Annotated in this window: 11 protein-coding genes and 1 pseudogene; 9 read left to right on the top strand and 3 right to left on the bottom strand. The window is 57.5% G+C overall.

The features are described 5' to 3' along the window. Positions 1-260 precede the first annotated feature (260 nt). Together LQE90_RS11980 and LQE90_RS11975 are read left to right on the top strand one after the other, a co-directional pair. Positions 261-1,313, top strand: a complete 1,053-nt coding sequence (locus tag LQE90_RS11980) for an inorganic phosphate transporter (RefSeq protein ID WP_114567350.1) — start codon at positions 261-263, stop codon at positions 1,311-1,313. Positions 1,314-1,323: 10 nt separating this feature from the next. Next, entirely contained in the window at positions 1,324-1,953 is a 630-nt protein-coding gene (locus LQE90_RS11975; protein WP_114567349.1) for a DUF47 domain-containing protein, read from the top strand. A gap of 72 nt (positions 1,954-2,025) precedes the next feature. On the opposite strand, the gene LQE90_RS11970 is transcribed toward LQE90_RS11975, so the two are convergent. Continuing rightward, positions 2,026-2,985 (bottom strand): trimeric intracellular cation channel family protein, encoded by a 960-nt coding sequence (locus tag LQE90_RS11970; protein WP_216529963.1) that lies wholly within the window; start codon positions 2,983-2,985, stop codon positions 2,026-2,028. A gap of 6 nt (positions 2,986-2,991) precedes the next feature. Beyond that, a complete protein-coding gene (locus tag LQE90_RS11965) occupies positions 2,992-3,993 on the bottom strand; it encodes a zinc dependent phospholipase C family protein (RefSeq protein WP_216529962.1) in 1,002 nt (333 codons plus the stop codon). Between the two features lie 121 nt (positions 3,994-4,114). Between LQE90_RS11965 and LQE90_RS11960 the strand changes: the two genes are divergently transcribed. Continuing rightward, complete coding sequence (locus LQE90_RS11960) at positions 4,115-5,338, top strand: MFS transporter (protein ID WP_114567346.1); 1,224 nt, start codon at positions 4,115-4,117, stop codon at positions 5,336-5,338. A 434-nt stretch (positions 5,339-5,772) separates the two neighbouring features. Then, a complete protein-coding gene (locus tag LQE90_RS11955) occupies positions 5,773-6,714 on the top strand; it encodes a helix-turn-helix domain-containing protein (RefSeq protein WP_500797190.1) in 942 nt (313 codons plus the stop codon). A 4-nt stretch (positions 6,715-6,718) separates the two neighbouring features. Here LQE90_RS11955 and LQE90_RS11950 read toward each other — a convergent pair whose 3' ends face one another. Continuing rightward, on the bottom strand, positions 6,719-8,158 hold the full coding sequence (locus LQE90_RS11950; protein ID WP_216529961.1) for a sodium:solute symporter family protein: 1,440 nt from the start codon (positions 8,156-8,158) through the stop codon (positions 6,719-6,721). Between the two features lie 244 nt (positions 8,159-8,402). Here LQE90_RS11950 and argF point away from each other — a divergent pair, with 244 nt between their 5' ends. From argF to LQE90_RS11925, 5 genes and pseudogenes are all read left to right on the top strand, one after another. Further along, positions 8,403-9,419 carry an ornithine carbamoyltransferase gene (gene argF / locus LQE90_RS11945; protein WP_114567343.1) on the top strand — a complete coding sequence of 339 codons (1,017 nt, stop codon included), beginning with the start codon at positions 8,403-8,405 and terminating at the stop codon, positions 9,417-9,419. Between the two features lie 129 nt (positions 9,420-9,548). After that, positions 9,549-11,063 (top strand): YfcC family protein, encoded by a 1,515-nt coding sequence (locus LQE90_RS11940; protein ID WP_216529960.1) that lies wholly within the window; start codon positions 9,549-9,551, stop codon positions 11,061-11,063. Between the two features lie 79 nt (positions 11,064-11,142). Beyond that, positions 11,143-12,000 carry a dimethylarginine dimethylaminohydrolase family protein gene (locus tag LQE90_RS11935; protein ID WP_216529959.1) on the top strand — a complete coding sequence of 286 codons (858 nt, stop codon included), beginning with the start codon at positions 11,143-11,145 and terminating at the stop codon, positions 11,998-12,000. Beyond that, positions 11,951-13,018, top strand: a complete 1,068-nt coding sequence (locus LQE90_RS11930; protein ID WP_231088332.1) for a hydroxyacid dehydrogenase — start codon at positions 11,951-11,953, stop codon at positions 13,016-13,018. The genes LQE90_RS11935 and LQE90_RS11930 overlap by 50 nt, the downstream gene beginning before the upstream one ends. Before the next feature lie 316 nt (positions 13,019-13,334). Then, positions 13,335-13,453: pseudogene (locus LQE90_RS11925) on the top strand (carbamate kinase); the annotation flags it as partial.

Here is a 13,453-nt window from a genome sequence, read left to right as displayed (position 1 = left end):
GACGCTCGTCAAAGCGGACTCGGCTTCGCGTTGTGCGCGGCACTCGAAATCCCTATTGAACTGCTTACTCTATCACGGAGCGTTCGTGCGAGCGAAGGCAGAGCCGATAATGCGGGTTTTCCCGGATGCCTTTTACGTTTATTTTACTTCTGGATACGAAATAGGACGTGGAAAGCGGGTTAAGACCCTTTCGGTTTGTCAGATTTACGTTAAACTGATGAGTTGCTGAGCCTTTTTACTGGTTTGTTGAAAGGGAACTTGTGACCATAGAGTGGGCTGCATTTGTGGCCGAGCTCGCCTCCAACCCGGTGCTGGTGGCGGTGACCCTGCTCAATATCGGCGTGATCGTCGTCAACGGCGCGACCGACGCTCCCAACGCTATCGCAACCGTGGTGTCGACGCGCGCCATGAAGCCGAAGCACGCTATCCTTATGGCGGCTATCTGCAACTTCCTGGGCCTTCTGGTCATCTCCCTGTTCACGTCGGCGGTTGCCCACACCATATTCAACATGGTCGATTTCGGGGGAGATGCCCGCCAATCGCTCATTGCGCTTATGGCCGCGATGGTGGCCATTATCGTTTGGGGCGCAACGGCGTGGTACTTCGGCATCCCCACCAGCCAGAGTCATTCGCTCATCGCCGGGCTGACGGGCGCCGCCATTGCGTTGCAGGGCGGTTTCGGGGCCATCAACGGCGGGGAGTGGATGAAGGTCGTATACGGCATTCTTTTGTCCACGTTGCTGGGCTTTTTTCTGGGGTGGGCGAACTCCAAAATCATTGGCCGCGTATGCCGCAACAGAGATCGGCATCGAAGCGCGGCTTGCTTTCGGTGGGCTCAGGTGATTTCGGGCGCGGGCGTAGCGTTCATGCACGGTGCGCAAGACGGCCAAAAGTTCATGAGCATCTTCGTTCTTGCCATCACGTTGGCAACCGGCGTGGGCCAAGCCGATCAAATGGTCCTTCCCATCTGGTTGATGTTCTTCTGCGCGCTCAACATGGGATTGGGCACCGCCGTAGGCGGCGAGCGCATCATCAAAAGCGTCGGGGTCGACATGGTCAAGCTGGAGCCCTTCCAAGGGTTCGCTGCCAGTTGCGCGACGTTTTTCTGTCTTATGCTCTCCACGTTCGCCGGGCTTCCGGTGTCTACTACCCATACGAACACGACGGCTATCATGGGGGTGGGCGCGGCAAAGCGAAAAAGTGCCGTGAAGTGGGGAATTGCCGTCGAAATGGTGAAGACGTGGGTACTTACGTTTCCGGGCTGCGGTTTGCTTGGGTTCGTGTTCGCTCACTTGTTCCTGATGTTCTCGTAAGGAGGCCCTTATGGCCAAGAAGGAAAAGTTCGATTACTTTGACGCGTTCGAGAAGCAGACCAAGTTGGCCATGCAGGAAGCCGACTTGCTGATCGAAGCAATCGAGAAGTTCACGGAGGCTGAGAACCTGAGAGGCGCCATGGAGCGCGCGCATGAGCTCGAGCACGAGGGCGACGAGATCAACCATGCGATTTTCAGGACGGTTGCCACCGACTTCATCACGCCTATCGAGCGCGAGGACATCATCGACATGTCGCAGTTTTTGGACAACATCATCGACTACATCGAGGACGTGATCCAGCGTTTTTACATGTACGACGTGCACTTCATGCACCATGACGCACTCGAGTTCGCCTGTCTGATCAAGAAGAGCTGCGAGGCTCTGGACACGGCCATGGAGGATTTCCGCAACTTCAAGAAGTCCAAGAAGTTCAAGCAGCTGATCGTGGACGTCAACACGTACGAGGAAGAGGCCGACCAGCTGTACCTGCAGGTCATTCGCAAGCTGCATACGCACGACCGCGAAAACCCCATGCGCGTGCTGGTGTGGTCCCAGATCTTCGACCGCATGGAGCGCTGCTGCGACGCATGCGAGCATGTTGCCGACACCATGAACACGGTGCTGCTGAAAAACGTGTAGCGAACAAGCTCGCCGGCGAGGCATCGGCTTTGTCGGCGAGTTCGCGCCTGCAAGGCGTGCGGGCGCTTGCTTCTACGAGCGCGGCTCGAAGGGGTCGCGCTCGTCTTCGTCGTTCGATCCCCCGGTGCTGTCGATGAAGCGGCGCAGCTCTTCCCGGTTGACGATGATGCGGTCGCTGGGGTCGCTGGCCTGCGACGGCGTCGATGCTGCGGCCCCGTTGCCGTCGGCGTTCGTCGTATTCGCTACGGGCGGCAACGGCGACGTGCTGCCCGGCGCTCGCCAAAGGCGACGCAGCTTGTCGTATGCCGTTTTGCGCTCGCGCTCGCGTTCGATCTTTCCCTTCGGCGGCCGCACGCGGCGGGCGACCGACTTCACAGGACGAGCCACGGCGCTTGCCACCACGTCCGAGTAATCGCGCGGCTCTTGCGTGCGCCATCCGAAGAAAAGCGACGCGTAGCGAAGTCCCAAAACGATGGTCACGCAGATGATTTCCGCATAATGATCCAGGATATGGTTTTGGTGCAGCACTGCGTACACGATGCTGCCTACCAGCGCCGCGCTGCCGTACAGGGCTCCTGCCTGAAACGCTTCCGGCTCCCGATTCATGCAAATGTCGCGCAGGATGCCGCCTCCCACAGCGGTGATGGTGCCCAAGATGATAGCGGGCACGATGTCGAGCCCGGCCGACGTGGCTTTGCCCACGCTGATGACGGCCCACAGGGCTACGGACAGGTTGTCCAGAAGATCCACTACGGGGTCCAAGTACGTAGCCAGCTTGCCGAAGTAGAACACCACCACGCCCGCAACGGCGCAGGCTATGATAAGCGTAGGTTTCTGAAATGCGTAAATGCCGTAGTTCTGAAGCAGCACGTCGCGCATGATGCCGCCGGCAAGACCGGTGATGATGGCGATGCACACCACGCCGAATATGTCGTAGCGCGCCCGTACGGCGCTCATGGCGCCGGACAGCCCGCCGGTCAACGATGCGGCAAGCTCGAGCCAGAAGGGGATGGCGAGGACTACTTCCAGCATGGGCGCTTACGCGTCCGCAAACGAGGTGGAAGGAGCTTCGTCTTTCGCGCCGTCTTCGACGGAAACGAGCACCGCTACCGTCGGCTCGCCCGAAAAGTCCAGGTTGTCGGTCAGGGTGCGAGCATCTTCCAGGTTGAAGCTTTCCCGGTCGAACGCGGAGATGTTCCCGTATGCTTTTTCGAGCGCTTCGTTGTACAGGTCCCAGAAGCCGACCGTGCGCACCTCTCCCGTGAAGGGGTTCTCCCAGGGGCGGTGCTGCCGGTTGTCGAACGGGCTTTCCGTCAGCTCGATCGGGCGATGGCTCATAGACTGGAAGAACGAGTGCGGGCGCAGAATTCGTTCCAGGCGTCCCGCCACGGCGCGCTTGGCTCCGGTGGGAGAATAGAACACGCGTTGGACCAGGCGGAAGTTCTTCACGGCTCGCTCGAACAGGTCGGCGGGAACGATCGCGCCGTACACGTTGAGGGCAGCGTAGGCGAACATCTTCGAGATTACGTTCAGCGCGAAGTCGCTTGCTTTGAGGATTTCCTCGGAGGGATTGAACGCGGCAACGGTAACCCCGCGCTTCTTGAACAGAACCAGCTCGTCGAGCTCGCTTTCGATGACGCCGTGAACCTCGGAGCCGTCTTCGCGCGACAGGCCGGGTTCGCCGGCGTCGCACAGGCGGTACTCGTGGAAAAACACGAACGGGTGCATGGTGGAATCCAGCGTGTAGTGGCACAGGAAGCCCAGCGCGTACGCGCGGCCCACGGGCAGCTCGGCGCTGCTGAGGATCGAGAGCGAGTCTTTGAACGCTTTGAGCAGTTCGGCGGGCTTTTCGCTGTGCATGGTGTTGCCCAGGCGATTGTGCGACCTCAGGCCGGGGCTGATGACGGTGTAGAACAGCGGGTCAGGGCCCTGGTTGCCCAGAAGGAAGGCGTCGGCTTCGTCGCGCGAGCCGCCGATAAGGGAAAACAGACGGTCGTACACGTCTCGTCCGAAAAAGTCATGCGTGATGATAGCCGGCATAGCGTGAACTCCGTTTCTGACCTTGATTTTACCGATGACGCTACGCGCTATCATATACAATGTGCGGGTACTTGTTAACCGTCGGTTTTCACTTGTGGAAAACCTTACAGGGGGGCGCTGCATGTTCGGAAAGCTGACCAAGCAAGAGCGAAGCTGGATTCTCTACGACGTGGGAAATTCAGCGTTCATCATGCTGTCGACGGCGCTCATTCCCGTGTACTTCGCAACGCTTGCCGAGCCGGGCTCGTCGGTGGTCGTGGCATGGGGCTATGCGGAAACCGTGGCGGCGCTGCTGTTGGCGCTGCTCATGCCCATCTTGGGCAGCTTGGCCGACCTCAAGGGCAACAAGAAGAAGTTTTTCATCGGCTTCGTGGGCACGGGCGCCGTGGCGTGCGCGGCGTTGGGCATTCCCACCGAGGCGCTTCCGTTTTTGATCGTGTACGTGGCGGCATCCATTATGGTGAACGGGTCGATGGTGTTCTACGACGCGTTTTTGGTGGACGCTACCACCGAAGAGCGCTACGACGAGGTGTCGTCGCAGGGCTACGCTTGGGGCTACATCGGTTCGTGCATTCCGTTCATTGCATGCTTGGCGGTAGTGCTGGGCGGATCGTTCATAGGGATCGACATGATGACGGGCATGAAGATCGCCTTCGTCATTACGGCGGCTTGGTGGGTTGCGTTTAGTGTTCCGTTGGTGCGCGACGTGCATCAGACGCACTACAAGGAGCGTGCGAAGCGCGTGTTCCGGGATACGTTCTCGGGGTTGTGGAAAACGCTCAAGAACATCGTGCGCGACCGGCGCCTGCGGTACTTCATGCTGGCGTTCTTCTTCTACATCGACGGCGTGCATACCATCATCAAGATGTCGACCAGCTACGGTACCGACCTGGGAATCGACTCTACGCATTTGGTGCTTGCGCTGCTGCTGACGCAGTTCGTGGCGTTTCCGTCGGCCATCGCCTACGGGCGGCTTTCCACGAAGTTCGGAACGAAGCGCATGCTGCTGGTCGCCGTGTTCGCGTACTTCTGCATCACGCTGTTCGCCGCGTTCTTCCTGCGCGAGGCGCTGCAGTTCTGGATTCTGGCCGTGTGCGTGGGTCTGTTCCAGGGTGGCATCCAGGCGCTGTCCCGCTCTGAGTTCGGCAAGCTCATACCGAAGGAGCATGCGAACGAGTATTACGGCTTCTTCGATATTTTCGGCAAGTACGCTGCTGTTATGGGCACGCTTCTGGTGAGCGTGTTCACGCAGATGACCGGGAATTCGTCGGTAGGCGTGCTGTCCGTGGCGGTCTTGTTCATCGTGGGCTTCGTCCTGTTGTGGAGGATGCCGAAAGAGGGGTAGGAGGCGGCTGAAAAGGCGGTCGCTTCGCTCGAGTCCTTGTTTTCTCGCATGCGGTTATCACCGTGCGCGTTGATTTTCCTGCTTGTCAGACGGTATAGGCAATTTTCGTTAAACTCGTTTTGCCATCGAGGCTTACTCTTCGCGATGCGGTATCATGCGAGCCATCGTATCTTCTTGATAGTCACTTCTCGTGCGGGTGAGGCGGAGGATTCTTGGTTACCGTTGCGGACATCGTTGCGTTGCCAGCGTTCAAGAGCGTAGATCTGATTGCGCCTTGTGAAGGGTCCCAGCAGCGGGAGGTTCGCAATGTCGGCATTCTGGACTGCCCTCCCGATTACAACGACTACAGGGTTTACGTTCCGGGAGAACTCATCCTCACGAATCTTGGTTTCGCATATGGCAATCCTGAGCTTGCAGAAAAATCGCTCTTGGCTATGCTGCGCAGAGATGTTGCCGCTATTGCGATCAAGACAGTGTACGACCCTCCCATCAGCGACGCTGTCCGCAAGGAGAGCGAGGAGCGCGGCGTCCCCGTCTATTTGTACGATGGTGCCTACCATGAGACGGTGGCGTACCAATCGCTTGACCTGATTCGAAGGGATCGGGCGGAGCTGGACAAGGGAAGGGCTTTGGATGAGCTGCTTGCGGCCCACGATGACGATCGCATCCGTACAAGGTTGAGCGCTATCGTCGGCACGACCGGCTCTATGCTTCAGTGCTTCGCTTTTGCCCTGCGTGCGGGTGACACCTGCTCGTTTTACGCCATGCTCGACTCGGTGTCCTCGTCGCTGGACGCGGTGAAAGCGGAATGCTATGCAGTGGAATCTGTGGGCGCATGTCGCTACCACGATCATATTCTTGCTTTCGTATCCTACGGTTTCGTGGGCGACGAGGAGCGGTTGGCCGCCGAAAAGCGATGTCTTTCAATGACCGGACTGGAAGAGGGGTTGCATGTTGGCGTAGGCGAAGCGGTTCATTTGGGCGACGGGGATGTTGGCATCCGTCAAGCGCTCGCAGCTGCGGATAGCGCACGTCGCTGCGGCCAGCATCTGATTCGCTGGTCGGAGCTGCATGTTGCAGCGTTTGCTCATGCCGTGCGCTACGATCGTTTGTTTATGAGCGCAAGCGCGTTGTATCGAGCCATGCTTTCCGATTACGATAAGAAGCACGGAACCGAGCTTGTTCACACGGCCGAAGCGTTGGTGATGCGGCATGGAGATGTCAAGACGATAGCGGAAGAACTGCACCAACATCCCAATACGATACGTTACCGCATGCGGAAAATGAAAGCTGTGCTGGGCATTCCTCATGAGGACGATAAAGCGTTCGTCGGTTTGCTCGATCTTGTGTTTCTTCCCGAAAGAGATTCTGTTTGATTTCTTATTTTAGTCGGTCGGCGCCGTTCTTGATGTTTTCGGGAAGTCTTTCGTGCAAGGGGGATGGGATTTTTTTCTTGCTGACGGCGTTGGCGATTGTGTAAACAATCAGGCCCGACCCCATTCCGGCTACAATGGGAATGGAGCTTGCCGTTCCCACCGCCAGAAAGCTCACGGTAACTGCGACCGAGCTTACCCCCAATGCGTATAGACCTGCCCTCGGGCTGAATCGTTTCAATACGAAGCTTGCCACGAGAGGCACGAACACGCATCCCGATAGGTATCCGTAGCAGATATCGATCCCAACGAGAACATCGTTTATCCATAGGGAGCAGATCATTACGATGATGCCTATGACGAGGGCGGATAGGCGAGTTGCCGTAACTTCCCGCAGATGACGGGATCGCTTTCCGCCGAAGCGTACGTACAGGTCGTTGTACAGGATAGTGGACGATGCGAGGATCGTGCCGCTAGAAACCGACATCGTGGCGGCCATGGCAGCTGCCAAAACAAGTCCGCGGATCCCTACGGGCAGAAATGTGGAAATTCCGGTTACGAATGCGTTCTGCGGATTGTCCAGATGGGGCAGAAGTACTGCTACGCTCATGCCGACGATCACCGTGGCGAACGCGTACATGATGCTGTAAAGGCCGGCTCCGATTGTGCCCCGCTTCGATACTTTTTCGTCTTTTGCAGTGAATATGCGTTGCCAGATGTCTTGGCCGATGATAAGCCCGGGAACGTATAACACGATATAGGAGAAGCTTTTGTCGAACCCCATGCTTCCCACTGAAAGGTACGCTTCGGGCACCTTGCTTACCAGCGCATCCCAGCCTCCGGCGGCTGAGATGCAGAAAAGAGGTGCAAGGATGAGAATGCCAATGGTCTTCACAACGAACTGCACGATATCGGTCATGGTGACCGACCACATTCCTCCTACGAATGTGTACAGTATTACGATGCCGCCGCCTAGCGCCATCGACAACGTAGGATCGAGCCCAATGGTTCCGTTGATGATCGTGCCTATGGATATGACTTGGACTACGCTGAGGGTGAGCGTGTATATGAGGGTGAGGACGGAGCTGAATACGCGGGCTGTGGGCCCGTAGCTGCTTTCCACTACTTCGTTCACGCTGAGCGCACGTAATTTTGACAGCTTGCTTGTTACGAGAAAGCCTGCGACGATCAATCCGAATCCAATGCTCAGGTTGAGCCATATGCCGCCGAATCCGAACTGGTAGCCCAGTTGGGCGCTGCCGATAGTGGATCCGCCTCCTAACGTAAGCGCCGCCATGCATCCAAAAAACAGGGGAAACGATAGTCGTCTGCCTGCAACCAGATAATCTTCTTGGGTTTTCGTGAATCGTGCGGCTACGAAGCCGATGGTTACGATGGCGACAAAGTACAGCGCGATGATGACGTAGTCGATAGACGAAAGAGCCATGTGCGACCTCCGCTTCTTTGGAAGAACCCGCCTTGTACCCCATCCTAGATTTTTGCTGTTCAGAATTGTTTGTTCAGGCGAACAAAGCAGTTGGTTCCAGTTTTGTCCTTTCGTCCAGTGGGAGGTTGCTCCACCGCTTCGTATGATGCATGCAGTACCTGGCCTGCCAGGAGGGGTCGTGCCAATCGGGTGCGACGTCCGTCGGGGATTGGGACGCAGAGGCATCCAACGAAAGGAGCACTACATGACTAAGTCGGTATTCCAAGGACGCAGCCTCCTCTCCACGAGGGACTACACGAAAGACGAGCTGATGTATCTCATCGGATTCGCCGAGCATCTCAAGGATTTGAAGCAGCGCAATGTCGAGCATCATTATCTGGCGGGCAAGAACATTGCGCTTCTGTTCGAGAAGACATCCACCCGCACTCGCGCTGCGTTCACTACTGCGTGTATCGACTTGGGTGCGCACCCTGAATATCTGGGAAAGAACGATATTCAGCTGGGCAAGAAGGAAACGGTGCGCGACACCGCGCTCGTACTGGGCAGCATGTTCGACGGCATCGAGTTTCGCGGGTTCGCGCAGGAGCATGTCGAAGACCTTGCAAAGTACAGCGGCGTGCCGGTATGGAATGGCCTCACCGACAAAGAGCACCCCACGCAGATGCTGGCTGACTTCATGACTATGAAGGAAAACTTCGGCAAGTTGGAGGGTCTTACGCTGGCCTACTGCGGCCAAGGGCGCAATAACGTGCAGAACTCCCTTATGATCACAAGTGCTATCTTGGGTGTGAATTATTATAATGCCACGCCGGCCGAGCTCGAACCCGACCCGGCCATCGTTGAATTGGCCCGGGCTTTCGCTGCCGAAAGCGGGGCCACCATCACCGTAACGAATGACCCGATTGAGGCCGTGGAGAACGCGGATGCCATCTACACGAACGTGTGGGCGGCCATGGGCGAAGAGTCTCAGTTCGCCGAGCGCGTGAAGCTCATGTCTCCCTACCAGGTGAATGCCAGCCTGTTGTCGCACGTGAAGAATCCCGACTACATTTTTCTGCATTGCTTGCCGGCCTTCCACAACGCCGATACCGAATACGCTGCCGATATAGCCGAGCGCTTCGGCGTCAAAGAAATGGAAGTTACCGACGAGGTGTTCTATTCCGATCATGGACGCCAGTTCCAGCAGGCCGAGAATCGCATGCATACCATCAAGGCCATCATGGCGGCAACTCTGGGCGACCTGTACATTCCCCGCGTCTAATACGGCATCCCGGCACGCCGTGGGGTTCTGCGCAGGGCCCCACGGCAGCGCGGCCTGCAAGGATTCGCTTCGGCGGCGCCCTTGGGGCTGCGCCCTGATACGCCGGAAGCGTCGAAGATAGGAGCTTCCATGTCAGACAATGAGCCCGCGAAGGGCAAGAAGAAATTCAAGATGCCGAACACGTACGTCATCTTGTTCGGGGTCATCTGCTTTATCGCCGTGCTCAGTTGGTTCGTGCCGGGCGGCGCGTACGAACTGAACGCCAACGGCGATGCTATTTCGGGGACATACCACATCGTCGAGTCGAACCCCCAGGGATTGTGGGACGTGCTCATGGCGCCCATCACGGGCATGCTGGGTTCGGGTGCCATCAGCGGCGCCATCGCCATCTCGCTCACCATCCTCTTGTTTGGCAGCTTCCTCGAGATGATGGAGGAGACCGGTGCGGTGAAGACGGCGCTCAAGCGCATCACCATGAAGAACCAGAACAACATGCACCTGCTCATCGGTATCCTCGTGTGCCTTATGTCGTTCCTCGGTACCTTGGAAGGTGCCTACGAGGAAGGCATCGTGTACTTCCTCATGTTCGTGCCGGTGATCCTGGCGCTCGGGCTCGACACCGTAGTGGCCATCATGATCGTGGTGCTGGGCACGCAAGCCGGCTGTTTGGCCTCGACGGTGAACCCGTTCGCTACGGGTATAGCGTCGGGCATCGCGGGTATCTCGGCCGGCGACGGCATGGGCATGCGCGTGCTGATGCTCGTAGTGTTTACTGCGCTTGTAATCCTCATTATCAACCGCTATGCCGACAAAGTGAAGGCGTACCCTGAGAAATCGGTCCAGTTCTTCCGCCGGAAGCTCGACCTCATCGAGTTCCCGGTTTCTACCAACGAGAACTTGGATCTGTCGGGCCGTCAGAAAGGCGTGCTGGCCATCTTTGTCCTCACGTTCGCCATCATGGTAGTAGGGTGCGTGCCGTGGACGTCCATCAACCCGGATTGGACGTTCTTCGAGCAGTTCGTCGCGTGGATCGGGGTCACGCCGGTGCTGCGCGAGGTGCTAGGAAGCGATATCACGCCGTTCGGTTCGTGGTATTTCCCCGAGATCGCCATGCTCGTGATGGTGATGACGCTGCTCGCCGGCATCGTCATGCGCTACAAAGCCGACAAGATCATCGACACGCTGATCAAGGGTGCTGCCGGTCTGGTTTCCACCGCGTTCGTCGTGCCGCTGGCGCGAGGCATCCAGGTGGTGATGGACGGCGGCCAGATCACGCCCACCATCCTGCACATGTGCGAGAACACGCTGTCGGCCCTGCCTCCCGTTGCGTTCGTGATCGTAGCGCTGATTTGCTACTTTCTCATCGCATGCCTCATCCCGTCGTCAACGGGTTTGGCGGCTGCGACCATGGGCATCATGGCGGCGCTCTCGCAGTTCGCCGGCGTGGACGTGGCCATCATGGTGACCATCTACTGCATGGCGCTCGGTTTGGCCAAGATGATCTCGCCTACTTCGATCGTGGTGATGACCTGCACTTCGGCCGCCCATATGAGCTACGGCGATTGGGTGAAGAAAGCCGCGCCCATCGTGGGCTTCCTGTTCTTCGTGTGCTGCGTGTTCCTTACTGTGGCCGTGATGTTGTAATCCTCCGCTTTCTCGGGGCACCTCGCGTGCTCCGGTTCCCAGACGATCTTCGCGAACATACCAACGAAAGGAGCCTCCCATGGCTGAAGAGAAAGTGTACGTGTCCAACGCGACGAATCCCCTAAAGAAAGTGATGATGTGCTCGCCGCGCTACTACCAGTTCAACGGCATCAATGTGATCACCGCCGAGTGGATGAAGAAGGGCGACCAAGAGAAGAACGACGTCATGGTGGCCGAGTGGCAGATGCTCGTGGATGCCTACAAAGCCAACGGCATCGAGGTCGTGGAAGTGGAAGCGCGTCCCGAGTTCGAGGTGATGACGTTCGCCCGCGACTACGGCTGCATGATCAAGGAAGGCGCTGTGATCGGCCACTTCCGTCATCCGGTTCGCCAGGTCGAGGCCGTGGCGTACGAGAACAAGCTCAAGGAGATGGGTGTTCCCATCGTGGCGCGCGTGAACGCGGGCTGCATGGAGGGCGGCGACTTCTGGATGATCGACGAGCACACGCTGGCGTGGGGCCAGGTGGACCGCACTGACCAGGCTGGCGTCGATAATCTGCGCGATCAACTGCAGAAGCTTGGCTACACCGTAGTGGGCGTGCCGTGTCCGCCGGACAACCTGCACCTCGATATGATCTTCAACATCGTGGCCCCACAGGTGGCGCTGGCCTGCATCGACCAGCTTCCCTACAACTTCTTGCAGATGCTCAAGCGCCGCAACTTCGAGCTGATCCCCGTGGCTAGCGAGGACATGTACAAGCACGGCTGCAACGTGCAGTGCATCGGCGACGGCAAGGTCATCGCCATCGAGAAGAACAAGCACATCAACGACAAGATGCGCGCATTGGGCCTGGACGTGATCGACGTGCCGCTCGACCAGATCCTCCATGCGGGTGGCGGCCCCCACTGCCTCACGCAGCCCATCGAGCGTCCGTAATGGCGTCGTTCAGGAAGGCGGAGCATTTATGAAAGTTCTGATTTGCGATCATCCAGATTGCATGATGCCTGATCATACCTTGGAAATTGAAACGCTGAAGACGGGTCTTGGCTCTGATGTAGATGTTGAGGTGTACGAGTACGAAGACGGCAAGCGTGGCGAATTCTACGAGCATTTAGCTGATGCTGACGCGCTGCTTACGGCATTCGTTCCGGTGGATGCTGAGGCCATGGATCATGCTTCTCGACTCAAGGTGGTGTCGTTGAATTCGACGGGGTTCGATCAAGTTGATTTGGACGAGGCGACCAAGCGCGGCATTGGGGTGTGCCCTGTGGGCGAGTATTGTACATGGGACGTTTCGGAGAGCGCCATCGCTTACATGAGTGCGCTCAACAAGCACTTCAAGTTCTACCAAAAGGAAATTGACGAACGTCATAAATGGGATTATGCGGCAGCGCCTCAGTGGCCTCGTCTCGAAGATCAGGTGCTTGGCATCGTTGGGTTTGGAAAAATAGGGAAATGCACGGCCGAGAAGGCATCGGGACTGGTGAAAAGGATAATCGCATGCGATCCTTATGCGCCCAATGCGGATTTTGTTGAGCGAGGGGTGACGCAGGTCGACAAGAACGAACTGCTTGCGGAGTCTGACATTATCGTGAACCACATGTGCTTGACCGACGACAACGAGCGCTATTTCGATGCTGCGGCGTTTGCCCGCATGGTTCGCAAGCCTTTGTTCATCAACCTTGGCCGCGGTTTGTGCGTGGACGAAGACGCTCTTGTCGAGGCTCTTGATGAAGGACGAGTACGCGCGTTCGGTGCCGACGTTCTGTATGACGAAACGCCCGATTTGGCATCCAATAAGCTGGTTGGTCGAGACAACGTTGTCATCACGCCGCATTCTGCGTTCTATTCAACCACGGCTATTGAAGATCTTGAGCGTTTGAGCTGCGAGAACATCGTTCATTTTCTCAGAGGGGAAAAAGAGAAGGTTTTCAAACTAGTCAATCAAGTGTAGCCGGCTTCTGATTTCCCGGATGCGATCGAGAATGAAGATCCGATCGCATCCGGACGGATCTGCCGAGGGAGATGTGTGCATGCATCGAATCGAATGCCGAAAGAGGGGTAGGAGGCGGCCGGTCTTGCCGAAAACCGGCGTTTCACCTGCGAGGTTTAATTCGGTTTACGGGCAGGAGCGCTCGGCTTGCTGCCGCTGTTCGCTTGCATAAACCCCTTTATGTCTTTTCATGGGACGCTACGGTTCGTATGCTTTCGATGCCGAGCTCTTTCGGCTGTCGGCCTGTGTTTTCGTTATCGAAAGAAAGAGAGAAGCTATGCCTTATCAGAAGGGTGACGGCAAGTCCGTTGTCATCGCGCTGGGCGGCAACGCCCTGGGCAACACGCCCCAGGAGCAGCTCCAGCTGGTCAAGGACACCGCCAAGAACATCGTCGA

Origin of the sequence: Paraeggerthella hominis (genome assembly GCF_021044775.1) — a bacterium.
GTDB lineage: Bacteria > Actinomycetota > Coriobacteriia > Coriobacteriales > Eggerthellaceae > Paraeggerthella > Paraeggerthella hominis.
Note: the sequence above shows the minus strand (reverse complement) of the source record. Positions and strands in the feature narration are given on the sequence as shown.

What these genes read in the sequence shown, in the direction of transcription:
- LQE90_RS11975 (WP_114567349.1), top strand. Translation starts at nt 1,324, where the DNA reads ATGGCCAAGAAGGAAAAGTTCGATTACTTTGACGCGTTCGAGAAGCAG.
- LQE90_RS11970 (WP_216529963.1), bottom strand. Translation starts at nt 2,985, where the DNA reads ATGCTGGAAGTAGTCCTCGCCATCCCCTTCTGGCTCGAGCTTGCCGCA.
- LQE90_RS11965 (WP_216529962.1), bottom strand. Translation starts at nt 3,993, where the DNA reads ATGCCGGCTATCATCACGCATGACTTTTTCGGACGAGACGTGTACGAC.
- LQE90_RS11960 (WP_114567346.1), top strand. Translation starts at nt 4,115, where the DNA reads ATGTTCGGAAAGCTGACCAAGCAAGAGCGAAGCTGGATTCTCTACGAC.
- LQE90_RS11955 (WP_500797190.1), top strand. Translation starts at nt 5,773, where the DNA reads ATGCTGCGCAGAGATGTTGCCGCTATTGCGATCAAGACAGTGTACGAC.
- LQE90_RS11950 (WP_216529961.1), bottom strand. Translation starts at nt 8,158, where the DNA reads ATGGCTCTTTCGTCTATCGACTACGTCATCATCGCGCTGTACTTTGTC.
- argF (WP_114567343.1), top strand. Translation starts at nt 8,403, where the DNA reads ATGACTAAGTCGGTATTCCAAGGACGCAGCCTCCTCTCCACGAGGGAC.
- LQE90_RS11940 (WP_216529960.1), top strand. Translation starts at nt 9,549, where the DNA reads ATGTCAGACAATGAGCCCGCGAAGGGCAAGAAGAAATTCAAGATGCCG.
- LQE90_RS11935 (WP_216529959.1), top strand. Translation starts at nt 11,143, where the DNA reads ATGGCTGAAGAGAAAGTGTACGTGTCCAACGCGACGAATCCCCTAAAG.
- LQE90_RS11930 (WP_231088332.1), top strand. Translation starts at nt 11,951, where the DNA reads ATGCGGGTGGCGGCCCCCACTGCCTCACGCAGCCCATCGAGCGTCCGT.